The following is a 25,687-nucleotide window of genomic DNA, read 5'->3' on the forward strand; positions in this document are numbered from 1 at the left end:
TCGACCTCTTTTCGGCGTTCAGCCGCGGAACCAGTGCTGCGGCCGGGGTTGGATGTTCTGCCAGATGTGCTTGGGCTCTCGGTACTCGTCCAGGCCGGTCGGTCCCAACTCCCGGCCCACGCCCGAGTGTCCGAAGCCACCCCATTCCGCTTGCGGCACATAGGGGTGGTAGTCGTTGATCCACACCGTGCCGTGCCGCAGCCGCCGGGCGACCCGCTGGGCCTTCCCCGCGTCCTGGGTCCAGACGGCGCCGGCGAGGCCGTACTCGGTGTCGTTGGCGATGCGTACGGCGTCGTCCTCGTCGGTGAAGCGCTCCACGGTCAGGACCGGTCCAAAGGACTCCTCGTGCACCACCCGCATGTCCTGCGTGCAGCCGTCGAGCACGGTCGGCGGGTAGAAGTGCCCGTCGGCGAGGGCGAGTTCGGAAGGCCGCTCACCACCGCACCGCAGCACGGCCCCCTCGGCGATGCCCGCCGCCACGTACGCCTCGACCTTCTCCAGGTGCTGCGCGGAGATCAGCGCCCCGGTCTCGGCCTCGGGATCGAAGGGCCCGCCGAGCCTGATCTGCCGCGCACGCCGCACGACTTCGTCGACGAACCGGTCGTGCAGCGAGTCCTCGACGATCAACCGGGCGCCGGCCGAACAGACTTGGCCCGAGTGCAGGAAGACGGCCGTGAGCGCGAAGTCCACGGCCGTCTCGAAGTCGGCGTCGGCGAAGATGACGTTGGGGTTCTTGCCGCCCAGCTCCAGCGCCACCTTTTTCACGGTCGCGGCGGCGGTGGCCATGATGCGTTTGCCGGTCTCGAGGCCCCCGGTGAAGGAGACCATGTCGACGGCGGGATCCTCGGAGAGCGGCGCCCCCGCCTCGGGCCCGGCACCGAGCACGAGATTGGCCGCACCGGCGGGAAGCCCGGCCTCCTCCAGCGCCTTCATCAGCAGGATGGAGGTGGAGGGCGTCAGCTCGCTCGGCTTGAGAACGACCGTGTTACCCGCGAGAAGCGCCGGAGCGACCTTCCAACTGGCCTGCAGCAGCGGGTAGTTCCAGGGTGTGATCAGTCCGCACACGCCAACGGGCTCGTAGACCACCCGACTTACGGCGTCGTCGCGCCCGGTGTCGATGACCCGTCCGGCGTCGGTGCCGCCGATCCCGCCGTAGTAGCGGAAACAGGAGACGACATCGGCGATGTCGTACTCGCTCTCCACCAGCCGCTTGCCGGTGTCCAGCGACTCGGCGCGGGCGAACTCCTTGGCGTCGCGTTCGATCAGATCGGCGGTGCGCAACAGGAGCGCGCCGCGCTCCCGCTCGGGGGTACGCGGCCAGGGCCCTTCGTCGAAGGCGCGGCGGGCGGCGGCGATCGCGGCCTCGGTGTCGGGACGCGTTCCCTCGGACACGGTCGCGGTGAGCGTGCCGTCGGCGGGACAGCGGATGTCACGGTGACCGCCGGCCACCGCATCGCGCCATTCTCCGTCCACATACAGGTCTGCCACGTGTGGAGCCCTTCGAGCGAATTCCGTTGCGCATTGTGCACCGTATTGCTTGTGGTGGAACACCCTGGCGAATGTGCAGACATACGTCAAGGGGTTGGCGGATGACGATTTCGCCATGCGGCCCATTGCCCGGCCGCCTCTTGACCGCGAGCGGCGCCCGGCCCAACCATGTTGCGTATCGCTCACCGCGTTGTGCAATACGCATCAATGCTACGCACCGACGGAGGCCGCCCATGTCCCCTCGACCGCATCCTGGCCGCGAATTCGTCCTCACCCTCTCGTGTCCGGACAGCGCCGGACTGGTCCATGCCGTGAGCGGCTTTCTCGTCCGGAACTCCGGCAACATCCTCGAAAGCCAGCAATTCGATGATCGGCTCAAGGGCCGCTTCTTCATGAGGGTCCACTTCGACGTTTCCGATCCAAACGCCGACCTGAAAACACTGCGTTACCGATTCGGCCCGGTGGCCGAGGCGTATCGCATCTCCTGGACCCTCCGGGACGCCGCCACCCCCACCCGGACCCTGATCATGGTCTCCAAGTTCGGCCACTGCCTGAACGACCTGCTGTTCCGCAAGCGCACCGGCGCCCTCAACATCGAGATCCCGGCGATCGTCTCCAACCACCGGGACTTCGAGGGCCTCGCGGAGACGTACGGCATCCCCTTCCACCACATCCAGGTGACCAGGGACACGAAGGCCGACGCGGAAGCGCAACTCCTCGACCTGGTAAGGGACTTGGACATCGACCTGGTCGTACTGGCCCGCTACATGCAGATCCTCTCCGACGACCTCTGCAAGCAGCTGGAGGGCCACGCCATCAACATCCACCACTCCTTCCTGCCCAGCTTCAAGGGCGCCCGCCCCTACCAGCAGGCGTACGACCGAGGGGTGAAGCTGGTGGGCGCCACGGCGCACTACGTGACGCCGGAACTGGACGAGGGCCAGATCATCGACCAGGACGTGGTGCGCGTGGACCACTCGCTCGGCCCGGACGAGCTGGTGACGGTGGGGCGGGACGTGGAGGCGCAGGTGCTGGCGCACGCGGTGAAGTGGCACAGCGAGAGCAGGGTGATGGTCTACGGGAATCGGACAGTCGTGTTCCGGTGAGGGTGCGCCGTATACGGCTTCCGGGGCCGCACCGGGAACGCGGGGCGGCCCCCTCACCCTCTCAGCGCCTACCCGGCCTGCTTCTGGGCATCGCGGTGCCGGTAATACACGGCCGAGGACGGAGCCAGCGGCTCCTTGCCCAGGATGAGGTCCGCCGCCTTCTCCGCGATCATCATCACCGGCGCGTAGATGTTCCCGTTGGTCACGTACGGCATCACCGACGCGTCCACGACCCGCAGCCCCTCCACCCCGTGCACCCGCATGCTGCCGGGATCGACGACAGCCATCTCGTCCGTGCCCATCTTGCAGGTGCAGGACGGGTGCAGAGCGGTCTCCCCCTCCTTGGCCACCCACGCCAGGATCTCCTCGTCGCTCTCCACGGACGGCCCGGGCGAGATCTCCCCGTCGTTGTACGGGGCGAGCGCGGGCTGGTTGAGGAGCTTGCGGGCGACCCGGATCGACTCGACCCACTCACGCCGATCCTGTTCCGTGGACAGGTAGTTGAAGCGGAGCGCCGGGTGCTCCAGCGGATCCTTGCTCTTGATCTTCACCGAGCCGATCGCGTCGGAGTACATGGGCCCGACGTGCACCTGGTACCCGTGGCCGCCGGCCGGCGAGGAACCGTCGTAGCGGACCGCGATGGGCAGGAAGTGGAACATCAGGTTGGGGTAGTCGACGTCCTCGTTGCTGCGGGCGAAGCCGCCGGCCTCGAAGTGGTTGGTGGCGGCGGGGCCCTTGCGGAAGAGCCATTGCAGGCCGATGAAGGGGGCGCGCCACTTCGCCATGTACGGCTGCATGGAGACGGGTTGCTTGCAGGCGTACTGGATGTACACCTCCAGGTGGTCCTGCATGTTCTCGCCGACGCCCGGCAGGTCGTGGACGACGTCGATGCCGAGCGCGCTCAGCTCCTCCGCGTTGCCGATGCCCGAAAGCTGAAGCAGCTGGGGGGAGTTGATCGCGCCGCCGCACAGGACGACCTCGCGGGCGCGCACCTGCTGGACCTTGCCGCGGTGCCGGTACTCGACGCCGACGGCCTTCTTGCCCTCGAAGAGGACACGGGTGACCATCGCGCGGGTGGTGACGGTGAGGTTGGGCCGCTTGCGCACGGGCTTCAGGTAGGCCTTGGAAGCGGAGAGTCGGCGGCCCCGGCTGACGTTGCGGTCGAAGGGCGCGAAGCCCTCCTGCTGGTAGCCGTTGACGTCGTCGGTGCGCGGATAGCCCGCTTCCTGCACGGCGTTGAGGAACGCGCCGAACAACGGGTTGGAGGCGGGCCCGCGTTCGAGGACGAGCGGACCGTCGTGGCCGCGGAACTCGTCGTCGGGTTCGGCCGCGAGGCAGTTCTCCATCCGCCGGAAGTACGGCAGACAGTGCGCGTAGTCCCAGCTCTCCATGCCGGCGTCGGCGGCCCACCGTTCGTAGTCCATGGGGTTGCCGCGCTGGAAGATCATGCCGTTGATGCTGCTGGAGCCGCCGAGCACCTTGCCGCGGGCGTGGTAGACGCGCCGGCCGCCCATGTGGGGCTCGGGTTCCGACTCGTACTTCCAGTCGTAGAACCGGCTGCCGATGGGGTAGGTCAGCGCGGCCGGCATGTGGATGAAGACGTCCCACGGGTAGTCGGGCCGGCCGGCCTCCAGGACCAGCACCTTGTTGCCCGGGTCCGCGGAGAGCCTGTTCGCCAGTGCGCTGCCGGCGGATCCACCGCCGACGATGACGAAGTCGTAGTACAGGGGAGCCATGATCTCTCGTCTCGCTCGCGCCGTAGATACGCGAGGCATGCTAATACGAGTACCGCTATACGCACTAGGTTGCGCGCCACGCAACCTGGAGGGCAAGGTTTCCGCACTGTTTCCCAGCCCGAGACCCTCCGATCGGCCCCCGTCCCTCAGATGCTGAAGCGCTCCTTGCCGAGGAGTGGGCGGACCCTGGAGCGGAAACCGGCCGTGCGGAAGGGGCGCCGGAGGAGGCCGGGGCGCAGGTGCTGGGCGAGTGCGGTGAGGTTGGCGAGGGCCTCGGGCGCGTCGTACGGCAGGGCGAGGAAGGAGGCGTGCGGGGTGACGACGCCGAGGGAGTCGTAGCCGTCCTCCTGCATGCCGATCGCGTCGACGCCGTACTCGCGGTAGCCGCCCTCGGGGATGTTGGCGGGTGAGAAGCCCCAGTAGCCGTACTTCGCCTCGTCCAGGCCGTGTTCGATCTGGCTGCGCACGGGTGTAGCGGCCCTCCCACACCCGTACGCCGTCGATCGTGACGTAGGAGCCCTCGGGTTCCTGTTCCTGGCCCATGCCGGGGAGGTGGGTGCGGAACAGGTGCCAGTAGTGCTCGCCGGGAAGGGAGTTGTCGGCTATGCCGAGGTAACTGGCCAGGCGGGGTTCGGTGTTGAGGGCGCCGCAGTGGTGGCCGGTGGGTTCGCGCCCTTGCCGGGCTTGTCCGGCCAGAGGCCGCCGCGCAGTTGGCCGGATCCGGCGACCGGGTCGGCCGGGTCGTAGGGGGTGTGGATTTCATGATTTCCAGGACTTTGAGTGTTGCCGTACGGGGATAGTTCGGTGGATTCCCCGATGCGCTCGCGGACGGTGATCCGCGACGATGGGTGTGGCTGGTCCTGGTGCTTCGCTCCTGCCCGGGGGCTCGAGCTGACGCTCATGGTCTGCGTCACGCCGACCGTGGTCGCGTTCTTCTTTTGCGTACGGGGGGCTGGGCGCCGGGGGCTTCGTGCGCCGAGGGGGATGCAGGTAAACGGAGGGGATGCAGGTATGTCGAAGAGGATGGCCCTGTGGGGCGAGGACCTTTTCTGGAGTCGGGAGTGGGAGCGGCGTCGCGGTCTCGCACCGGAGAGTCACGCTGAACTCGGCCTGGCGCAACGGGGGTTCGAGCCCTGTCTGCTGGCCGTGCTCCGGCTGTCGCTGGGGGCGGAGCCGGACACCCGTGTCTCCACCGGGTGGTTCCGGCAGGCACTCGCCCGCACGGGGTGCCTCGCCCGCGCGGCCGAGTCGGCGTACACGATCAGTGACGAGGGGAAGCGGGGCGAGGAACTCCTGACCCTGGTGAAGGCAGCCTCCGACACCGAAGACCTGCGCGGCGCACAGGAGTTGGCCGAGTCGATCACCGTGCGGCAGCTGCGGGACCTGGCGCTGGTCGCCCTCGTACCGGCATGGGCCCGGGCCGGGGAACGCGACCGGGCCGTCGCCGTGGCGGAGAGCGTCCGCTATCCGCACAACTGGGGGAAAGCCTGGGCCTCGTTGGCGGAAGCGGCGGCGGACGACGGCGACACCCTCGACGCACTCGAGTTCGCCGATCGCGCCGATGCCGAGGCGAGTTCCGCCGGCTTCGACGGGAAGGGAGAAGTGCTTGCCCGTCTCGTGGAGGTGGCCGACGCCGCCGGTGACCAGGTCCGGGCGTCCCTGCTCGCCGACCGCGTCGAGGACTTCGCGCGGTCCCACAAGCGGAACCCTTGGACTCAACCCGGGCCGCTGGCGGTGGTGTTGGCCTGGGAGGCGCTGAGAGGGGACTTGGACCGGGTGGATGCTCTGCTGGGCCGGCGGCTCGAAGCCGGGAACGGGAGCGGAGGCAGGAGCGGAGGCGGGAGCGGAGGCGGGAGCGGAGGCGGGAGCCGGGAGAGGTCATTGGGTGGCGGCGGAGCCGTCGGCCAAGACATTGCTCGCAACGGAGGCACGGACCCGGACATGCTCGTCAAGACCCTGCCGGTGCCCCGTTCCCCTCTCGGCGCCGCTGACCTTGCCTATGTGCTGGACGCGGTCGCCGAGGCCGGCGCCCAGGACGTTGCCCTCGCCCTGGCGGACCGGGCCGAGGCGCTGCTCGACACCGTCGTCGGCTTTGATCACGGCCATCTGCTGAGCGCCCTGACCCTTCTGCTGGCCCGGCGCGGACAGGTCGAGCGGGCCATGGCGCTCGTCGAACGGGTCGTCCCCGAGTGGCGCGCGGGGCGGCAGGCGGAGATCGTCGGGCAGTTGGCCCGCTACGGCGACACGGGCCGGGCCGAGGCTCTCGCGTACGGGATCACCGACCGCCGGGCACAGACCAGGGCGTTGATCGACGTGGTCCGGGAGTTGGCCCGGCGCGGCGACCCGGACCGGGCCGAGACCGTGGCCCACTCGATCACCGACCGCTGGGCGGAGGGCGAGGCGCTGATCGCGGTCGTCCGGGAACTTGCCCGGCGCGGCGACCCGGAACGCGCCGAAGCCCTCGCCCACTCGATCGCCTACCGCGCGACACGGGCCCGCGCACTGGCCGTACTCGCGGAGCTGTCCGATCCGCCCCGCGCCCGCAGGCTTGCCGTACAGGTCATGGTCCTCGACGGCTGGCCGGCTGCCCTGCCCCTGCTGGAACGGGTCGCGCCCCGGGCGGTGGTGACCGTCGCCGATCAGGCCGCTGCGCTGCTGCGTGACGAGGCGTGACGTGCCCGCCCCACACCCGACACCCGACACCCGACACCCGACACCCGACACCCGAAGCCTCCCTCCGTTCCCTTCCCTTCCCTTCCGCTCCTTGTCACTGCTGACTGCGAGACTCATTCCATGATTCAGAAGTTGCCCCTGAACAGCCCGCGTTGGCGTGACCTCGACGGTGTGACGGCCGAGGAGGTGCAAGCGCTGCTGGAGCACATGACCTCAACCGCCGTCACGGGCGCCGACGTTGAATGGAAGCAGACCTGGACGTACATGACCGACGACCTGCTGGCCGACGGAACCGTCTCCAACAGCGCGTACGCGGTCCTGCCCCATCTCGTTGAGGCGGCCGCGGAGTTGCCACCGGAACAGTCGGTGGACTTCTGGGTGGACATGGGCTTCATCGTGACCGCGGAGGACAGGCCTCCCGTTCCGGCCGACCTGGAGGCTGGGTTCAGTGCCGCGCTCCGGCTGGCCGAGCAGGCGGCTGCACGGAGCCTCCTAGTCGCCGCCGCTCCCGCGAAGATCTGCGGCCAACTCGCCCTGAGCTGCGTCGCCTTCGCCGGTCACCACATCGGTGCGGCGCTGTGGGATGTCGAACCCGGGGAAAGTTACCTCCAGTTGGTGTGTCCCGGGTGCGAGTCCGACACCGAGATCATCAAGTTCTTCGTCGACCCGGTGCATCCGCCGTTCGAGGCACCCGAGTTGCCCGATCCGGAAGGCGCCCGGCATGGGCAGCACCCCTGGGGCGAGGTCGCCGACGCATTGCAGGCGGAGACCCTGGGGCAGGAGTGGGAGTCGTTCCTGCGGGTGGCACGTGCGGTCGCGGCGGCCGGGGTGCCCGTCGGAACACCGGGGCCTGCCGTCCTGTGCCTGGTCGCCGGGATGGTCGCGGCCAAGGGCACCCCGCAATGGGCCGGCGCCGAATGGGCCCGCCAACTGGCCTTGCTCACCGGGCACTTCCGCTGCTGGAACTGCGAACAGACCTGGACGATCGCCGACGGCCTGGTGGAGAACCCGGACGGCGCCGGACCCCAGGGCGCTCCCCCGCGGGCACCGGCGGCGCAGCCAACGGCAGTCGAACCAGCAGGGGAGGCAACAGGGGACGTAACAGGCGAAACAACCACCCGCCTACGGCAGGACGGGAACACTCTGCTCACGGCCGACGGCACGCCCTTTGGCCGTATGACCGTGTTCCCCGATTCGGCGTCCTCCGATTCCGCACCGGGTTCGTCCGGCGGCGTCGACTCACTGACGGTGGCGTCTCTCCCCAGCGGGACGACGCTCGTGGCGGGTGCCGGGGACAGGGGCATGGTGTGTCTGTGGGATGCGTCCGACGGCCGACTCGTCCATGAGCCGCTGGCCGGACATCCCGACCGTGTCCGCGCGTTGACGCCGCTGCCCCTTGCCGATGGCCGCGTCCTCCTCGCGAGCGGAGGTGACTCCGGGTCGATCGGCCTGTGGGATGCCGTCACCGGGCAGCCGGTTCGCGAACCCGTCGCCAACTGGCTCGGCGATGTGACAGGGATGTGCACCGCCCACCTCGCCGACGGCCGGATCCTGCTCGTCACCGCCACCTCCCGAGGCGCGGTCCGGTTGAGGGACCCGGCCACGGGCGAACCCGTCGGGCGGCTCAACCCCTCCGGCCGTCCGATCCGTTCGATCGCCGCCGTCCCAGTGCCTGGCGGCCATACGTTGATCGCGGCCGCGGACACCCAGGGCGGCGTCCACATGTGGGACCCGGCCGTCGACGACCCCTGGGACCCGGGCGCGGCCGTGCAGTTGAAGGACCGTGCACTCAGCGATGCCGGACACCGGGTGGCTGCAGTCGCGGCGATGCCCACTCCCGACGGAACCCTGTTGGCCACCGCCGACGATCGCGGCGTGGTCATGTTGTGGGACCCGGCCACCGGAACGCCGGTCGGCGAGGGCCTGCCTCCCGCGACGGGCACCGCCGGCCTCCCGGTCATGACGGCCACGACTCTCCACGACGGGCGCACCGTCCTGGTCACCGGTACCAAGCGCGGGCACGACCTGCGGGTGTGGGAGCCGACGACCGGCACGGTCCGACAGATATCCCTGGATGTGACCATCACCTGCTTGGCCGCCGCAGGTTCCGACGTGATCGTGGGACACGACCGCGGAGTTCTCGGAGTCCCGCTCTCGGGGCAGTGAACCGACTCCGTGGCGCACAGCGGCGTAGGCGCGTGATGTCCGCACGGGAGGCAAGCAGGTGATGTAAGCGCATTCACCCTGGGGGTTGACCAGGTCAGGAGCAAGGTGCCGAGTAGCGGGGCGGCGGACTGCCGGTGTTGGTGAGTACGCGTACTCATGCCCCCGGCCACCCCGCCGCGTGACGATACCGAACGTCCGCACACCGGGTATCACCGGCAGATCAGAGAGTCAGCACCACGTGCTCAGCGCCTTCGCCCGTACCGTCGTCCCCCTCCTCGGCCGCCTGACGGTGACCACCACCGGGACGGCCCGCACCATCGCGCCCGGCAGTATCGTCGCGCCCAACCACACCGCTCTCGCCGATCCCGGACTCGTCCTGGCCGCGCTGCACCGGCTGGGCGTCGAGCCGGTGGTCCTCGCCACCGCGGGACTGTGGAAGATCCCCGTACTCGGCCGCCGTCTCACCCGCGAGGGCCACATACCGGTGCACCGGGGCAGCGGTAGCGCGGCCGCCGCACTGGACCTGGCGGCCGAGGCCCTCGCCGCCGGCCGGGTCGTGGTGATCTACCCCGAGGGCGGACTTCCCCGCCGCCGGGACTCCGCCGACCGCGAACCCGGCACCTTCCGCACCGGTCTGGCCCGCCTCGCGCTCACCACCGGCGCGCCCGTCGTCCCGCTCGGCCACGCCGGTGCCCGCCGGATCGTCTCCGGCGGGCGGGCCAAGCAGATCGCCGGTGTCCTCACCGCACCGCTGCGCCGCCCGGACCTCCACGTCCACCTCGGCGAACCCGTCCACCTCAGCGGCGCCATCGACGAGGCAACCACCCACGCCCGCACGGCAGTTGAGGCCGCCTGGCAGCACGCGGTCGGTCAACTGCCGTCCTCCCGCAGGGCGTCGAGCCCCCAGGCGTGAGACAGACGGATCAATCAACGTGCGTCGCGTGCGGGGTAGGCCAGCAGCAGCGCGTCGGGCGCACGCTCAAGGTGCCGGTGCCGTCCCGCAGCGTGGTCGACGGATTCGACCGGGCGGGGCGGACCGTGGTTCGGCGCCGATGGCTGTCGGCCCGTGGTCACCGAGGCCGCGACGGCTGATCTGTCCTGGGGGCGGAGTGCTCCGTGTCGACGGCGTGGAGGACTTCGCGGATCAGGAGGTCGAGATCGTCGGTGGTGGTGCGGTAGTTGCACAGGGCGGCGCGCAGGACGGTACGTCCGTGGACGGCGACGGTGGCGAGGTAGGCGCGTCCGTTGTCCTGGACGCGGCGGGCGATGCGGGTGTGGAGGGCGTCCGGGTCGTCCCCGTCGGTGTCGGTGATCCGGAAGCGGGCGACCGGCCACGGGCCGCCCGCCAGCAGGTGGAGCCGGGGTTGTTCGGTGATCCGCGCGCGCAACTGGTCGGCGAGGGTCAGGTAGTGCTCGATCAGACCGGCGATGCCGTCGCGACCGAGGTGGTGGAGGGTGGCCCACAGGGTGAGAGCCCGGGTGCCGGGACGGGCCCTGGGGCAGTTCGCTCAGGTACCGGGCGACCCACTCGGCCGCCGCCACGAGTTCGTCCCGCAGCACCTTCGCGTGAACCGCGGGCGGCTCCGGGGGCAGGCCGGACTCGCCGAGCCGGGACGGAGCATGGTCGTACAAACGGTGAGCCATGGTGGCGCGTGGGGCTTTCGTCGTGACAGGCCCCCTGGTCAGCGAAGCGAGGGCCATGATCGTAACGATCATGCGCATCGGCCGACACGTGTACCCGCACAACTCGACGTGGCCGCCCACGAGGGCTCGCAGCCATCGGCCGGAACGAACAGTGACGAGCGATGACCACGGTCCGGACCGACCGACCGGAGGCCGGAACCAGGTTGACGCCGACCGAGCGGATGCGGCCGGTGCCGCTCTCGGCCACCGGCGCGGCGTAGGGGCCGCCGGTGCCTTCCTGACGGCGCGTTCCGCGTCCGCGTCGCCAACACCGGCGACAGCCATCCCGTACCACCGACTCCGACCATGCCGACACGCTGACCAAGCGGCCTTGCCACCAGCCCCGAGCGCTTCACGGTGTCAACGGCGGAGTCGAGTCCTGCCCTCCCGCAGAGCTCCCTTCGCCCCACGGGACCGCCCCCATGAACGCCCGTCCGCCCACCCCGAGGACGAACGGATACAGTGCGCGAGACGGCAGCCCGGTCAGATAGGGGAAGCGTGACCGACACCAGCGACACCCGTCCCGCCGACGGCGAAGTGCGGGCTCCACGGCGGAGCCGACTGCAGCGCCTGATGCGCTACCTGCCTCTGATCGCCCCCGTCCTGCTGTGGGCCGTGCCCTGCTGGGTGCTCCTGTTCACCGGCCAGCACTGGCCGCTGGGCGTCGCGCCGGCCGGCACCGCCCTGTTCGTCCTGGGCCTCGTCACCATGCCGCTCGCGATGGGGCGCGGCCACGGCCGACGGCAGCAGGACCGGGCGGCGATCGTCGGGGACACCCTGCTGGGCGCGAGCTGGGTGCTGTTCACCTGGTCCGTGCTGCTCGGCGTCCTGCTGCGGCTCGCCCTGACCGTGGCCGGCGTCGGCGACGGCCAGGACCGGGCGCGCATCGTCACGTGGGCCGTCCTCGGCACCACCGCCGTACTGCTCGCCTGGGGATACGCCGAAGCCCACCGCGTGCCCCGCGTGCGCCGCCTCGATGTCCAACTCCCGCGGCTGGGCGCCGGGTTGGACGGCCTCCGCGTCGCCCTCATCACCGACACCCACTACGGCCCGCTCGACCGCGCCCGCTGGTCGGAGCGGGTGTGCGAGACGGTGAACACCCTGGAAGCCGATGTGGTCTGCCACACCGGCGACATCGCGGACGGCACCGCCGAACGCCGCCGCGCCCAGGCCGTCCCGCTCGGTACCGTGCGCGCCACCCAGGCCCGGGTGTACGTCACCGGCAATCACGAGTACTACACCGAGGCCCAGGGCTGGGTCGACCTGATGGACGAGCTGGGCTGGGAGCCGCTGCGCAACCGCCATCTGCTGCTCGAACGCGGCGGCGACACCCTCGTGGTCGCCGGCGTGGACGACGTCACCGCCGAGTCCTCCGGCCTGCCGGGCCACCGCGCCCACCTCGCCGGAGCCCTGAACGGCGCCGACCCCGACCTGCCCGTCCTACTCCTCGCCCACCAGCCCAAGTTCATCGACCGGGCGGCAGCCGCCGGCATCGACCTCCAGCTCTCCGGCCACACCCACGGCGGGCAGATCTGGCCCTTCCACCACCTGGTCCGCATCGACCAGCCCGCCCTCGCCGGACTGAGCCGGCACGGCACCCGCACTCTTCTCTACACCAGCCGCGGCACCGGCTTCTGGGGTCCGCCGTTCCGCGTCTTCGCCCCCAGCGAGATCACCCTGCTCGTGCTCCGCTCCTCGCAGCCGCCGACCTCGCCGTAGCACTGCCCGGGCAGACGCATCCAGTTGGTGCACAACCTGTACCCAGTTTCGCCGGAACTCCCGGAAACCCGCAGGTCGAAGCGGTGTGCGCCCGGCGCGTGAACCAGCAGCTACCAGGCGAAAAGGCCTGATCGGAGTCCGCATCGTAAACAGGTTGTACCGCACTACGCGTATAGTTTCGCTGTGAGCAACTACAGTCCAGATACTGAAACGACAGGTTCGCAGTCCGGCGGAGTGCAGTCCGTGGACCGTGCCATCAGCGTGCTGGAGATCCTGGCCCAGCGTGGCGAGGCCGGTGTCAGCGAGGTGGCCGGCGAGATCGAGGTTCACAAGTCGACCGCGTTCCGCCTGCTCGGGGCGCTGGAAGCACGCGGGTTGGTGGAGCAGGCGGGCGAGCGCGGCAAGTACCGGCTCGGCTTCGGGATCGTGCGGCTGGCCGGCGCGGTCACCGGAAGCATCGACATCACCCAGCAGGGCCGCCCGGTCTGCGAGCGCCTCGCCGAGGAGATCGGCGAGACCGTCAACATCGCCGTCATGCAGGAGCAGTACGCGATCAACCTGTACGAGGTCCGCGGCCCCGGCGCCGTCACCGCGCACAACTGGGTAGGAGAACTCACCCCGTTGCACGCCACCTCCAGCGGCAAGGCCCTGCTGGCCCACCTGCCCGCCAAGGACCGCACCGCGCTGTTGGCGGAGGCCGGCCTGAAGAAGGTGACCCCGCACACCATCACCTCGAAGTCGAAGCTGGAGAAGAACCTCGCCGAGGCCCGGGAGCGCGGATACGCCTGGACCCTGGAGGAGTTGGAGCTCGGGCTGCACGCCGTGGCCGCGCCGGTGCGCAACCGCGACGGTGAGGTCATCGCGGCGGTCAGCGCCTCGGGACCGGCGTACCGGTTCACCGAGGAGCGCCTGCACGAACTCGCCCCGGTCCTGGTCAAGGGCGCCGAGGAGATCAGCCACCGGATGGGTTACCTGGGCTGAACCCCCCTTGGTTCACCCCTGGTTGATCCCCAGGCGCTCGTTCACCCAGTCGTGGAACGCTCCAATGTGGTGCTCGCTCGGCACCAGCACCCCGCCCTTGGCGTACATCCGGGAGCTCATCCCGGGCTGCGTGCGCTCGCACGCCTCGAAGTCCTGGCGGTTGACCCGGTCGAAGAGTTCCACGGACCGGCTGACGTCCTTGCCGCTCTCGACGACGTGCGGGAGGTAGAGCCAGTCGCACTCGACGACCGTGCGGTCGACGGCCACCGGGTACATCCGGTGGAAGATCACGTGGTCGGGGACGAGGTTGATGAACACCTGCGGCTTGATCGTGATCGCGTAGTAACGGCGGTCCTGGTCGTCGCTCACCCCGGGGATGCGGTCGAGCCCTTCCGAGCCGTCGACGGTGAATCCCCGCACCTCCTCACCGAACTCGGCGCCGTGGCCGACGTAGTACTGGGCGGCGTAGCCGTCGGCGAACTCCGGTAGCACCTCGGTGAGTTCGGGGTGGATCGTGGCGCAGTGGTAGCACTCCATGAAGTTCTCGATGATGAGCTTCCAGTTGGCCTTGACGTCGTAGACGATGCGCCTGCCCACCGAGAGGTGGTCGATGTCGTAGTGCTCCAGCAGCTCCACGTCCCCGAGCCGGGTGACGACCTCGCTGATGACGTCCTCGTCGAACGACGGTGGATTCTCCGCCAGGTTGACCCACACATAGCCGAGCCATTCGCGGACGGCGACACTCACCAGGCCGAACTCGGTGCGGCCGACGTCGGGCATCTTCGTCAGGTTGGGCGCGGCGACGAGCTTGCCGTTCAGGTCGTACGTCCAGGCGTGGTACGGGCATTGGAAGGCGCGTTTGACCTCGCCGGTCTCCTCGGTGCAGAGCTTGGCGCCGCGGTGCCGGCAGACGTTGAAGTAGGCGCGTATCGAGTTGTCGCGGGCACGGGTGATCAGGATGCTCTCGCGGCCCACGTCCACGGTCCGGAAGGCGCCCGGCTTGGCCAGGTCGGAGGAGCGCACGGCGCAGAACCACATCGTCTCGAAGATGCGCTCCTGTTCCTGGGCGAAGATGTCCGGGTCCGTGTAGGAGGAGCCGGGCAGGGTGGCGATCAGGCTGTCCGGCAGGCTGGTCGAGGTCACAGAGCACTCCTCGGAGAACGTCGTGGGTCGGTCATTCACGCGCCGGGAAGAGCGACTCCGGACGGTGTGGTTGAACGGTGTGCTCGTGGGTCAACTCACCGTGGCCGCAAGCTGCTTGCGCCACCGCATGAACAGTCGCGGCTGGTTCATCGCGAGCACGGCGACCGGCTGTCCGGCACACCGGTAGACGGCGAGGAAACTGCGGTCGCCGGTGGCGCCCTCCTCGACGGTCACGCTGTCGGCACCGGCCGCGTGACCGGCGAACTGGATCTTCACGCCGTACTGGTCCGACCAGAAGTACGGCGGCCGCGAAGCCCCCGCCTCCACCGCACCCCACGACAACAACGCGGCCACGGCAGCCTCGGGCCGCTCCCGCGCCCCGGTCCAGTGCTCGACCCGCCGGTGCGAACCCGCCCGCGGGTCGTACCAGTTGGCACAGTCTCCTACGGCGACCACGCCGGCGAGGCTGGTCCGGCCGTCGGCACCGCACTTGACGCCGTTGTCGAGCTCGACCCCCGAACCCTCCAGCCACTCGACGCAGGGCCGCGCGCCGACACCCACAACGACCATGTCCGCGGGGACAGTTCGCCCGTCCTCCAGCAGTACGGCGTCGACGCGGGCCTCCCCGCTCAGCCCTTTGACCCCGACTCCGCACAACAGCCGTACGCCGTGGGCCTCGTGGAGGGCGGAGACGATCCCGCCCATGGTCTCGCCGAGCGGGCCCGCGAGGGGCGTCGGGGCCGCCTCGATCACCGTCACGTCGAGTCCGAGGGCGTACGCCGTGGAGGCGACCTCGGCGCCGATGAACCCGCCGCCGATCACCACCAGCCGTCCGCCCAGGGCGAGTTCGTCGCGCAGGGCGCGGGCGTCGTCCAGGGTGCGCAGGGTGTGCACCCCGGCCAGCCCGTCCGTGCCGGGCAGATTCCGCGCCACCGCGCCGGTCGCGACGACGACGCCGTCGGCCCGGACCTCCCGCCCGTCGTCGAGGAGCAACACCCGCTCCGCACCGTCGACTTGGAGCCCGACGGCCCGGGCACCGAGCAGCCACTCCGCCCGCAGGTCCTCGTCGTCCGTCTCCAGCAGGAGATCGTCCTCGGCGACGGACCCGGCGAGGAACTCCTTGGACAACGGCGGCCTGTCGTACGGGCGATGAGGTTCGTCGCCGATGACGACGAGCCGTCCGTCGTAGCCCTGCTTCCGCAGCGAGCGCGCCGCCGACAACCCGGCCAGCGAGGCGCCCACCACGGCCACGGTCCTCACGCGGGGCCTCCGGCGAGCCGGGCCGCGACGCAGGGCGGCAGGTTCGGGGCGTCCGTGGACGGCACGACGTAGATCATGCCGTCCTGGACCAGAACCTCGTGCGTACGCACCGGGCGCTTGGCCGGCGGGGCGTCGACGGCCCCGGTCCGCAGGTCGAACTTCGAAGCGTGCAGCGGGCATTCCACCTCGCAGCCCTCCAGCCAGCCGTCCGCGAGCGAGGCGTCCTGGTGGGTGCACGTGTCGTCGATGGCGAAGACCTCGCCGTCGTCGGTGTGGAACACCGAAACCGGCGGATCGATGTCGAGCCGGTAGGCCTCGCCTCGCGGCAGATCCACGAGAAGGCACGCGGGAATCATCATGACACCTCGGTGCGTATAGCGAAACGGATTGCGGTAAGCGCAACGCCAGTCTGAGGGTGGCCCCAAACCGTTGTCAAGGTATTCAGAGGCCACGCGAAGGCCTTACCCAGTGTTGCTTTTCACGCAACATCTCGCGCCATCAGCAACACTTGGGAGGGCTCGGAACGCGCCGGAACCCGCGTCAGAACCCGCGGGCGATCCACTCCTGAAGATGCGGAGCCTCGGCGCCGACGGTCGTCGTATCCCCATGTCCGGTGTATACGACGGTGTCCCCCGGCAGCCCGAGCAGCCGGTTCCGGATCGAGTCGACGATGGTCGGGAAGTGGGAGTACGACCGCCCTGTGGCCCCCGGTCCGCCCGCGAAGAGCGTGTCCCCGCCGAAGAGGGCGTTCAGCGCGGGCACGTACAGGCAGACGGCACCGGGCGCGTGGCCGGGCGTGTGCAGCACGGTCAGCTCGACCCCCGCCACCACCACGACCTGCCCGTCGGCCAGTTCACCGTCGGGCGACCGGTCCGGGTGGGTCTGCTTCCACAGCGGCAGGTCGTCGGCGTGCAGCAGGATCGGAGCGCCGGTGCGGTCGGCGAGGTCGGGCGCGGAGTCGATGTGGTCGTTGTGGGCGTGAGTACAGATGACGGCGGTGAGCCGGCGGTCGCCGACCGCCTCCGCGATGGCGTCGGCGTCGTGCGCGGCGTCGATGACGACGACCTCGTGGTCGTCGCCCACGATCCACACGTTGTTGTCGACGTCCCAGGTGCCACCGTCGAGGCTGAACTGCCCCGAGGTGACGAGGTGTTCGATACGGGCGGCCATCACAGCACCACCACCGAACGCAGCACATCGCCGCCGTGCATCCGCTCGAAGGCCTTCTCGACGTCCTCCAGCGCGATGGTCTCCGTGACGAACGCGTCGAGATCCAGCCGCCCTTGGAGATAGAGGTCGATCAGCATCGGGAAGTCCCGGGAGGGCAGACAGTCGCCGTACCAGGACGACTTGAGCGAACCACCGCGCCCGAAGACGTCCAGCAGCGGGAGTTCGAGCTTCATCTCCGGGGTCGGCACACCGACGAGGACGACGGTGCCCGCCAAGTCCCGGGCGTAGAAGGCCTGTTTGTACGTCTCCGGGCGACCGACCGCCTCGATGACGACATCGGCGCCGAAGCCACCGGTCAGTTCGCGGATGGCCTCGACGGGGTCGTCGGCCTTGGAGTTGACGGTGTGCGTGGCACCGAGGGAGCGGGCCTTGTCCAGTTTCCGGTCGTCGATGTCCACGGCGATGATCCGCGCCGCACCGGCGAGCCGGGACCCGGCGATCGCCGCGTCACCGACCCCACCGCACCCGATGACCGCGACGGTGTCACCCCGGCCGACGTTGCCGGTGTTGATGGCGGCGCCGATGCCGGCCATCACACCGCACCCCAACAGCCCGGCGGCGGCAGCCGATGCGGCCCGGTCGACCTTGGTGCACTGGCCTGCCGCGACGAGCGTCTTCTCGGCGAAGGCGCCGATGCCGAGGGCGGGCGAGAGTTCGGTGCCGTCGAGCAGGGTCATCTTCTGCTTGGCGTTGTGGGTGTTGAAGCAGTACTGCGGCCGTCCGCGCCGACAGGCCCGGCAATTCCCGCACACGGCACGCCAGTTGAGGATCACGAAGTCACCGGGCGCGACGTCGGTGACGCCCTCCCCCACCGACTCCACGACACCCGCGGCCTCATGCCCGAGCAGGAAGGGGAAGTCGTCGTTGATGCCGCCCTCGCGGTAGTGCAGATCGGTGTGGCAGACCCCGCACGCCTCGACCTTCACCAGCACCTCGCCCGGCCCGGGATCGGGGACGACGATCGTCTCCAGGCTGACGGGGGCACCCTTCCCTCGCGCGACGACAGCACGGACCTGATGCGTCATGGCCACTCCTCCGCTGGTGCTGGACCTGAGCAGAATGTTGCTCATTGCGGCACGCTTCGCGCGTGCCGCAACACAGCATCACGGAGGGCAGAACAGGGGTCAAGGATTCGGGTCGGCGCACACCGCCGGCATCACCGGCCGCCGAGCCCCCGCAGAAAGGTGTCGACGACCATGTCGGCGGCCTGGGCGTCGGTGAGTTCGGGCAGTTGCTGCGAGGCCAGGTGCATGAGCGGCGGGAGCAGTGCACTCGCCCATGCGATAGGGGTGTCGGCGCGCAGCAGTCCCTCGTCGATGGACCGTTCCAGGAAGGTGTCAACCTCGCGGATCACGGCGTCACGCCTCCCACGGATCGCCTCGTCGGCCTTCATCCGGGTGAGCTCCACGGGCCACTTGCGATTGACGCCGATGATCCCTTCGACGTACCGGTGCAGGGCGACGGCGACGGGAGCCTCGCGCAGCCTCGACTCCTCGACGGCCCGCTCGATGGCCTCGACGCGGGCCTCATAGATGGCCGCCAGGAGTTCCTCACGGGAGGCGAACCGCCGGTAGACGGTCCGCCGGTCGACACCGGCCTCGGCCGCGATGGCGGCGATACTCGCGCCCGGGTCGGCGGCGAGCATGCGCGCTCCGGTCGTCAGGACGGCTTCGAGATTGCGTACGGCGTCGGCTCTCACACACCGAAGCATAGCCCGGCCTGTGGAATCTAACCCGCCTAACGGCTCACTGGTGAGACTATCCAGCACACAGTCACCACATCGAAGTGACAGATATCGAAGACGATCGCCCCTCAGCCCCTCGGGAGAGAGCACATGATCACCTACGACCGATTCTTCATCGCGGGTTCGTGGACCGCTCCAAACAGCCCCGAACTGCTCGACATCCGCTCGCCGCACGACCGGACGGTGATCGGTCGTACCGCGCAGGGACTCCCCGCCGACGTGGACCGGGCGGTGGCCGCGGCCCGCGACGCCTTCGACGAGGGCCGCTGGCCGCGCACGGCACCCGCGGAGCGCATCGCCGTCATCCGGCGGCTGAACGCGCTGCGCGAGGCCGACGCCGAGAAGATCGCGGCGTCACCCTCACCCCGGCCGTTTCATAAGCCATCGGTGTCCGCGATTTCAACCCGCACCCGGCCAGCCGACGACCAAGAAAAGGAATGCAAAAACCCTGTCAACCAAGGGAATGTAAGACAAAGTAAATTCTCCTCGGCCGCTGGTCATACCTCTCATACAACAAGGAACAGCTCAGTGTTCGCCCGATCCCTCCTGGGTACGGTGACGCGCAGGTTGCCGTTTATGCTCGAGAGGAGATCCGCTGTGCGGAAAACTGTGTGCCTGGTCGAGTCGCCCCGGACGGGTGCGGGACAAGACGCTGCGCGGAGCCTGGCGAACTGGGGATACCGAACGGTGATCCTCGTCGACCGGCCGGAGAAACTGGACCAGTTCCTGCTCGACGACTACCAGGACATCGGGACGAGCATTGTCGGGTGCGACACCTCGTCCGCCACCGCAATCGTCGAGGCCGCGCTCGGTATCGCGGGTGATGACCTCGCCGGGGTGACTTCCGTATACGAATACTTCGTCGCGGTCGCCGCGGAAGCCGCCGCCGCGTTGAATCTGCCGGGCCCCGCACCGGAAGCCGTCCACCGGTGCAGGTCCAAGGCGGGTATTCGCTCCGCCTGTGACTCCGCGCCGGGCCTGAACCCGCGTTACGAACTCGTCCACGACGTCGCCGGAGCATTATCCGCGGCCGAGAAGACGGGCTTTCCGGTCGTCGTCAAACCGGTCGGCCTGACCGGCAGCGTATTCGTCCGCCGGTGCGACGACGCGTCAGAGGTGACACGTATCACCGGACACATACTCGGGAGCGGCAGCTACCTCGGTGTCGAGATGGACCCGACGGTGGTGGTCGAGGAGTACCTGGCCGGTCCGGAGTACTCGGTGGAGGCGTTCGACGGCCGCGGACTGGGCATCACGGCCAAGACGAGCGGGCCACTCCCCTACTTCGTCGAGCTGGCCCATCGGTTTCCGTCCACCGTGGAGCCGGACGTGGCGGACCTGATCGTCGAGACCGCCGAACGCGGGCTCAGGGCCGTCGGTCTCGACTGGGGGCCGGCGCACGTCGAGGTGAAGTTCGCCGACCGGGCCCAGCGGGTTCCGCGGTTGATCGAGGTCAACCCGCGGGTCGGCGGCGACCGGGTGCCGGAACTGGTCCGGCTCGCCACCGACATCGATCTGACGGCACGGCACATGGCCGCGGTCGTCGGCAGGCCCCGGCCCGAGCCGTCCGCCGCCGCGGCACCGGCCGCCGCGATCCGGTTCGTCGCGATGCCGGACACCGGTGAACTGACGTCGATCGACGGAGTCGAGGAGGCCCGGCACGGCGCCGGGGTCACCGAGGTGCACATCAAGAACCGGATCGGCGACGTGTACCGCTCGCACGGCTCCAACCGCGACCGGATCGCGCATGTGATCGCCACCGGTCCGAGCGCCGCCGACGCGCTCAAGAACGCCACAGGTGCCGCCGGCGAATTGCGCTTCGGCTGGAAACCGATCGAGGGCGGCGCCGAATACGTCTGAGCCCGGGAGAAAACCTCCGTCCTTTTGCACACGCCCGAGGAGCGCAGCAATCGTGAAGGTACTCGTTCTCAACCGGTTCAAACTCGCGCGCGTCGATTACCGGCGGTGGGCCCACCCGTCGGACGAGCTGTATCTGATCACCAGCAGTGATTCGGTTTCCGCCGACGAGACGGCCCGCAAGAAAGAGCTGGCCGGATTCGCGCACACCGAGGTCGTCGACGACTTCGCCGATTCGGCCATGCCGGAATACCTGGCGCACCGACTGCACGGCCGGCATTCGTTCGGCAAGCTGCTGGCCATGTCGGAGTTCGACCTCCTCCGGGCGGGCCGACTCCGTGACGCCTGGGGTGTTTCCGGTCAGTCCGCGGCCGAGGCGTTATTGTTCCGCGACAAAATACGCATGAAAGAATTACTGGCCGAATCCGGTGTCCCGATCACCGGATACCGGGCCGTCGACAACGTCACCGACCTTCTTCTCGCGGTCCGCGAACTCGGTTTCCCGCTGGTGGTCAAACCACGGCTGGGCGCGGCCTCGGTGGGCGTCACCGTCGTAGAGAACGACGCGGACCTGGACGCTTTCCTCGTCCACAATCCACTCTCCGTCGGGGACGCTCCGGCCCACCTCATGGCGGAATCCTTTGTCTCCCACGCGCTGTTCCACATCGACGGAATCGTCGACGCCGGTGAGGTGAAGGTCTGCCGGCCGTCCGAGCAGACCACGTCGTGTCTGGAGATCACCCAGGGCGCGGTCTGCCTCAGCACCTTCCTCGACGCCGACGATCCCCGCCTACGAACCTTGCAGGACATGACAGTTCGCGCCGTCGAGGCCCTGGGCATCGAGGAGACCGCACTGTTCCACGCGGAGATCTTCGGGTCGCCGGACGGCTTCGTGTTCAACGAGGTCGGGTGCCGCGTCGGCGGAGCGAAGATCCGCGATCAGTTGGAGTACGGCTTCGACGTCGACCCCATCGAGTGGTTCGCCCGCGCCTATCTGGGCAACCCGCGGCACCACGACCTCCGGTCCGAGCCCGTCCGGCAGACCGGATACGCGCTCGTTCCCCCGCGGCCGGGTCTCGTGGAGTCGCTCGGCGAGGTCGAACTCCCCTCGTCGATAAGGCTGTTCGAGTCGAAGATCGGCCCTGGTGACGTATTGGAACGGTCCACGTCGAGTACGTCCGCGTCGAGTACGTCCGCGATGGCGTCGTTCGTGTCGGTCGGCGCCACTCAGGCGGACGTGGTCCGTGACCTCGACGCCGCGGTCGCCGCCCTCCGCTCGGTGCTGGTCGTCCGGGAACTCCCGGCGGAGACGGACCGATGACGGCCCCCACTCCACTTCCGACTCCCGCGCTGCACCGCGACGCGACGATCCTGGGCTTCGTTGCCGCACGGGCGCTGGCGATCCTGGGCGACCAGACGGTGACGTTCTTCGTCCCGATCGCGGTGTACGGGGCGACGCAGAAGGTCACGTCGTCGGGCATCGCGTTCCTGGTGCAATGGCTGCCACGCATCCTGTCGATGCCGGTCTCCGGCGCCTACGTCGACCGTTTCCGCGCCCGGCAGCAACCCGTGGTCGTCGACCTCGCCCGGGTCGCGATGCTCGTGCTGGCCGCGGTCACCGGCTCGCTGCCGTTGCTGGTGGTCGCCGGCGGTGCGGCCACGCTGCTCAACGGGCACTCCACGATCGCGGTCGAGAGCATCCTCGGCCGCCAGGTGGCCCGGGACCGATACCCGCAGACCCAGGCGAGATTCCAGGCCGCACAGCAACTCGTGACGGTCGCGGGCCCCGCCCTCGGCGGCATGCTGCTCGGTGTCCTGCCGGTCGACGCGGGCCTGGCCGTCATCGCCGCGACCTTCCTGGTCGCCGGGGTGTGGACGGGTCTGTGCTTCCACGCACTGGACCGAGTGGTGGTCGAGACGGGCGGCGAGAAGCTCCTACGGCGGCTGGGCACCGGTTTCTCGACGGTGTTCGGCAGCCGCCCGATCCTCTCCCTGATCGCGGTCACCCTCGGCGTCAACCTCACCGCGAGCCTCGTCCTGGCCTCGCTGCCCGCGATCATCATCGGCGACCTCGGCCAATCCGAGCCCACAGTAGGCCTGTTGGCGGCGACAGCGACCGTGGTCAGCTTCCTCGCCGCCCTGCTGACCGCCCCGATCGCCAAAAGGCGAGAGGTCGACGTCCTCCTCTGGCCCGTGGCCCTCCTCCTCGTGACCGGCGCCCTGTGCATGATCCTCGCCGGCGACGTCGTGGTCATGGGCATCGGCTACGGCTGCTGGAGCGCCGGCGTGACCGTCTTCACGATCTGGATGCGCACCTGGCGTATCCGCGTGATCCCGGCCGAGCAACTTGGCGCCACGCTCGGGGTGTTCTCGTCCATGATCCTGGCATCGGCACCACTGGCAGGAGTCATCTTGGCTACGGCGGGCGGGAGTTGGGACCCCCGGACCATCCTGGCTGTCGTCGCGGTCGTCAGTCTCGTGGTGGCCCCCGTGTCACTGGTGGTGTTCCGGCGCCGGGTGCGGTCCCTGATCGCGCCCTTGAACAGCGAAGAGAAGCGAATAGGATCGGGCCATGGACATGGTGTTCGGTCGTGATCTCGTTTCTGAAACCGGGGCCCGCGCGAACGTGGCCCAGAACATCCGGACCTCTCTGAAAAGAATCGCCGAAACGGACGCCGCCGTCGAGGCATTCGAAGAAGAACCGGACAGGGATGCGCGGTTGGCCCGGACAGCCACAGACAATTCCGGGCCGCTGCGCGGGGCCACCCTGGGCGTCAAGGACATTTTCGCCGTCGACGGCCTTCCCACCACGGGCGGTTCAGAACTCGACCCGAGCGAGTTCGCGGGCCCCGAGGCATCGACGGTCACGCTGCTGCGGAGGGCCGGCGCAACGGTCGTAGGAAAGACAAAGACCGCTGAATTCGCCTGTGTTCATCCGCCCTCGACCCGTAACCCGCACGATCTGCGGCGCACACCGGGCGGATCCAGCAGTGGGTCCGCGGCAGCCGTGGCGACCGGAGCCGTAACTCTGGCGACGGGAACGCAGACAATCGGCTCGGTGATACGGCCGGCGTCCTACTGCGGTGTGGCGGGTTTCAAGACGACTCAAGGCGGCGTCCCTTTGGACGGTGTCATTCCCTGCGCCCCGAGTTACGACTCGTTCGGGCTCTTCGCCACATCCGTGCCCGGCCTCGTGCTCGGGGCTTCAGTACTGTTCGAGGAAGAGCAGCCGAACGCCAGAAACCCGGTCGTCGCGGTCCCCGCGCACGAATATCTGACTCAGGCCACCGAAACGACGAACGAGGTGTTCGGCGCCGCGGTGCGTGATCTCGCCGAGTCCGGGCTCGATATCCTGCGCACGGACCTCGTGGCGGATATCGCCGTTCTCTCCAGGACCCAGAAGGTCATTTTCGATGCCGAATTCGCCCGGGCCCACGAGGATCGCTTCCGTCGGCACGGCAGCCTTCTCGGCGCGGGGACCACTGAGGTGATCCGGCGAGGCCTCGCTATTTCGGAGGGCGCGTACGCGGCCGCCGTGGACGAACTGGCCGAACAGCGCTCCGCGTTCGACACCAGGATGGAGCAGGAGGGCATCGACCTCGTCGTGGCGCCGGCCGCGGCCGATGTGGCGCCGCTCGGCCTTTCGTCCACCGGCAGTCCGGTGATGAGTCTGCCCTGGAGTCACTTCGGCCTGCCCTGCGTGACGATCCCCTTGCCGCGCGATGTCGGGGAGTTGCCCCTCGGACTCCAGCTCGTGGGACGCCGTCACACAGACCTGCAGCTGCTCGGGTGGGCGAGTGAAGTCGCCGCCGGCCTCGGCAAGTTGACTGGGCGTCAGCCAGGCAGCAGGCCGCGGCTCTGAGCCTCGTACCGGGCGCCGGGATCGTCGAAGGCCTCGATCTCCCGGAGGTATCCGAGGAGTTTCGAGGCGGTCGCGCGGTTGTAGTCGGCCTGGGTCTGCTCGCTGAAGGTCTCGGCGAGCACTTGGGCCACCTCGCCGGGCTTGAGGCCGTACCCGCCGAGTTCGGTTCCGATGGACGGCACGTCGGGGCGGAGGAAGACGTCGATGAGTTCGGGGAAGAGCCGTGCGGAGAAGGTGCGTTCCGCACGGTTCAGTGAGGTCCATAAGTAGGTCAGGTAGGAAGCGAAGTAGGCGTGGTGCCGGCCTTCGTCCACGGCGTGGTCCTGCAAGGTGTCGACCACGGCTCCCGATACTTCGCGGGACTTCGATATCTCCGTCAGTGACGCGGTGATGAGTGTTTCCGAGACGATGGTGAAAAGCAGGTCGACGAAGCCCGCCCTGGCCGGGTCGTGCTTCTCCTTGAGTGCCGCCAACCGGCGCAAAAAGTACGGCTCTTCGTCGATTCTGGGTTCAATTCCCGTGCGTGCCTGTACTTGCCGCATCAGGTCGACGGAGAAATATCCGTGGTAGGCCTCGTCGCAGTAGATCTTCAGGGCGTCGAACCGCATCTGGTCGGGGATCGGGACCTGTATGTCGCCCTGCGATATACCGAGGACGACGTAGTTGACCACCATGAACTCCAGCTTCGAAGTGAAGTGGAGGTATCGGTAGAGCTGTTGGGTGAGCAGCCTGCGGAAGAGTTCGGGTCGTAGGCCGGCGACGAGTTCGTGCTTCGCGACCGGTACCAGATCCGCGGGGAAGAGGTCGCCGGTGTCGTCGGTAAGTGTTCGGCGCGGACTGGACCGTACGGTGGCGCGACGGTCCCAGTTCGCGAATGGGGTGCGGTAGTCGGGGAGTTGAGCCAATGAATCGTCAAATTTCGCCGACGAAGCGTCGGTCTGCGCATGGTTGCGTGTTAACTGGCTGACTGGGCAGAATGCTGCAGCCGCACAGCCTGTGAAGAGTGCGACAGTACCGCATATTCTCGATTCTCCTGGAG

At 69.0% G+C, this 25,687-nt stretch carries 20 protein-coding genes and 1 pseudogene; 10 read left to right on the forward strand and 11 right to left on the reverse strand.

Annotation, left to right across the window (positions count from 1 at the left end):
* Positions 1–18: 18 nt before the first annotated feature.
* Positions 19–1,488, reverse strand: a complete 1,470-nt coding sequence (locus tag OG504_RS09370) for an aldehyde dehydrogenase family protein (protein ID WP_405989359.1) — start codon at positions 1,486–1,488, stop codon at positions 19–21.
* A 233-nt stretch (positions 1,489–1,721) separates the two neighbouring features.
* Between OG504_RS09370 and purU the strand changes: the two genes are divergently transcribed.
* A complete protein-coding gene (purU, locus tag OG504_RS09375) occupies positions 1,722–2,594 on the forward strand; it encodes a formyltetrahydrofolate deformylase (RefSeq protein WP_405989360.1) in 873 nt (290 codons plus the stop codon).
* Between the two features lie 68 nt (positions 2,595–2,662).
* Here the strand turns inward: purU and betA are convergent, their stop codons facing one another.
* Positions 2,663–4,330 (reverse strand): choline dehydrogenase, encoded by a 1,668-nt coding sequence (gene betA, locus OG504_RS09380; RefSeq protein WP_405989361.1) that lies wholly within the window; start codon positions 4,328–4,330, stop codon positions 2,663–2,665.
* Between the two features lie 146 nt (positions 4,331–4,476).
* Positions 4,477–5,085: pseudogene (locus OG504_RS09385) on the reverse strand (hypothetical protein); the annotation flags it as partial.
* A 256-nt stretch (positions 5,086–5,341) separates the two neighbouring features.
* Here OG504_RS09385 and OG504_RS09390 point away from each other — a divergent pair.
* The 3 genes from OG504_RS09390 to OG504_RS09400 all read left to right on the forward strand — a co-directional run bounded on the left by OG504_RS09390 (position 5,342) and on the right by OG504_RS09400 (position 10,082).
* The gene (locus OG504_RS09390; protein WP_405989362.1) at positions 5,342–7,003 is read left to right on the forward strand and encodes a hypothetical protein; all 1,662 of its coding nucleotides are present in this window, start codon (positions 5,342–5,344) and stop codon (positions 7,001–7,003) included.
* Between the two features lie 120 nt (positions 7,004–7,123).
* Positions 7,124–9,169, forward strand: coding sequence for a WD40 repeat domain-containing protein (locus tag OG504_RS09395; protein ID WP_405989363.1), 2,046 nt, complete (start codon positions 7,124–7,126; stop codon positions 9,167–9,169).
* Between the two features lie 238 nt (positions 9,170–9,407).
* Positions 9,408–10,082: a lysophospholipid acyltransferase family protein gene (locus tag OG504_RS09400; protein ID WP_405989364.1), complete on the forward strand. Its 675-nt coding sequence runs from the start codon at positions 9,408–9,410 to the stop codon at positions 10,080–10,082.
* 157 nt (positions 10,083–10,239) lie between these two features.
* On the opposite strand, the gene OG504_RS09405 is transcribed toward OG504_RS09400, so the two are convergent.
* Entirely contained in the window at positions 10,240–10,557 is a 318-nt protein-coding gene (locus tag OG504_RS09405; RefSeq protein ID WP_405989365.1) for a hypothetical protein, read from the reverse strand.
* A gap of 793 nt (positions 10,558–11,350) precedes the next feature.
* Here OG504_RS09405 and OG504_RS09410 point away from each other — a divergent pair.
* Together OG504_RS09410 and OG504_RS09415 are read left to right on the forward strand one after the other, a co-directional pair.
* Positions 11,351–12,571 carry a metallophosphoesterase gene (locus OG504_RS09410; protein WP_405989366.1) on the forward strand — a complete coding sequence of 407 codons (1,221 nt, stop codon included), beginning with the start codon at positions 11,351–11,353 and terminating at the stop codon, positions 12,569–12,571.
* A gap of 234 nt (positions 12,572–12,805) precedes the next feature.
* Complete coding sequence (locus tag OG504_RS09415; protein ID WP_405996284.1) at positions 12,806–13,552, forward strand: IclR family transcriptional regulator; 747 nt, start codon at positions 12,806–12,808, stop codon at positions 13,550–13,552.
* 12 nt (positions 13,553–13,564) lie between these two features.
* On the opposite strand, the gene OG504_RS09420 is transcribed toward OG504_RS09415, so the two are convergent.
* The 6 genes from OG504_RS09420 to OG504_RS09445 form a co-directional block, all read right to left on the reverse strand.
* Complete coding sequence (locus OG504_RS09420; protein WP_405989367.1) at positions 13,565–14,695, reverse strand: aromatic ring-hydroxylating dioxygenase subunit alpha; 1,131 nt, start codon at positions 14,693–14,695, stop codon at positions 13,565–13,567.
* 90 nt (positions 14,696–14,785) lie between these two features.
* On the reverse strand, positions 14,786–15,955 hold the full coding sequence (locus OG504_RS09425) for an NAD(P)/FAD-dependent oxidoreductase (protein WP_405989368.1): 1,170 nt from the start codon (positions 15,953–15,955) through the stop codon (positions 14,786–14,788).
* Positions 15,952–16,314: a bifunctional 3-phenylpropionate/cinnamic acid dioxygenase ferredoxin subunit gene (locus OG504_RS09430; protein WP_266766476.1), complete on the reverse strand. Its 363-nt coding sequence runs from the start codon at positions 16,312–16,314 to the stop codon at positions 15,952–15,954. Before OG504_RS09430 ends, OG504_RS09425 begins: the two co-directional genes overlap by 4 nt.
* Before the next feature lie 181 nt (positions 16,315–16,495).
* Positions 16,496–17,125, reverse strand: a complete 630-nt coding sequence (locus OG504_RS09435; protein ID WP_405989369.1) for an MBL fold metallo-hydrolase — start codon at positions 17,123–17,125, stop codon at positions 16,496–16,498.
* Positions 17,125–18,210 carry an S-(hydroxymethyl)mycothiol dehydrogenase gene (locus OG504_RS09440; RefSeq protein WP_405989370.1) on the reverse strand — a complete coding sequence of 362 codons (1,086 nt, stop codon included), beginning with the start codon at positions 18,208–18,210 and terminating at the stop codon, positions 17,125–17,127. Before OG504_RS09440 ends, OG504_RS09435 begins: the two co-directional genes overlap by 1 nt.
* Before the next feature lie 131 nt (positions 18,211–18,341).
* Positions 18,342–18,830 carry a TetR/AcrR family transcriptional regulator gene (locus OG504_RS09445; RefSeq protein ID WP_405996285.1) on the reverse strand — a complete coding sequence of 163 codons (489 nt, stop codon included), beginning with the start codon at positions 18,828–18,830 and terminating at the stop codon, positions 18,342–18,344.
* 189 nt (positions 18,831–19,019) lie between these two features.
* Here OG504_RS09445 and OG504_RS09450 point away from each other — a divergent pair, with 189 nt between their 5' ends.
* The 4 genes from OG504_RS09450 to OG504_RS09465 are packed head-to-tail and all read left to right on the forward strand — an operon-like array spanning position 19,020 to position 24,648.
* On the forward strand, positions 19,020–20,789 hold the full coding sequence (locus OG504_RS09450) for an aldehyde dehydrogenase family protein (RefSeq protein ID WP_405989371.1): 1,770 nt from the start codon (positions 19,020–19,022) through the stop codon (positions 20,787–20,789).
* A 52-nt stretch (positions 20,790–20,841) separates the two neighbouring features.
* On the forward strand, positions 20,842–22,107 hold the full coding sequence (locus tag OG504_RS09455) for an acetyl-CoA carboxylase biotin carboxylase subunit family protein (RefSeq protein ID WP_405989372.1): 1,266 nt from the start codon (positions 20,842–20,844) through the stop codon (positions 22,105–22,107).
* Complete coding sequence (locus tag OG504_RS09460; RefSeq protein ID WP_405989373.1) at positions 22,104–23,381, forward strand: MFS transporter; 1,278 nt, start codon at positions 22,104–22,106, stop codon at positions 23,379–23,381. Before OG504_RS09455 ends, OG504_RS09460 begins: the two co-directional genes overlap by 4 nt.
* A complete protein-coding gene (locus OG504_RS09465) occupies positions 23,359–24,648 on the forward strand; it encodes an amidase family protein (RefSeq protein WP_405989374.1) in 1,290 nt (429 codons plus the stop codon). Before OG504_RS09460 ends, OG504_RS09465 begins: the two co-directional genes overlap by 23 nt.
* Here the strand turns inward: OG504_RS09465 and OG504_RS09470 are convergent.
* Positions 24,621–25,553 carry a diiron oxygenase gene (locus OG504_RS09470; RefSeq protein WP_405989375.1) on the reverse strand — a complete coding sequence of 311 codons (933 nt, stop codon included), beginning with the start codon at positions 25,551–25,553 and terminating at the stop codon, positions 24,621–24,623. The two genes, OG504_RS09465 and OG504_RS09470, sit on opposite strands and share 28 nt — an antisense overlap.
* Positions 25,554–25,687 lie beyond the last annotated feature (134 nt).

It is taken from the genome of Streptomyces sp. NBC_00986 (assembly GCF_045162565.1).
Lineage (GTDB): Bacteria > Actinomycetota > Actinomycetes > Streptomycetales > Streptomycetaceae > Streptomyces.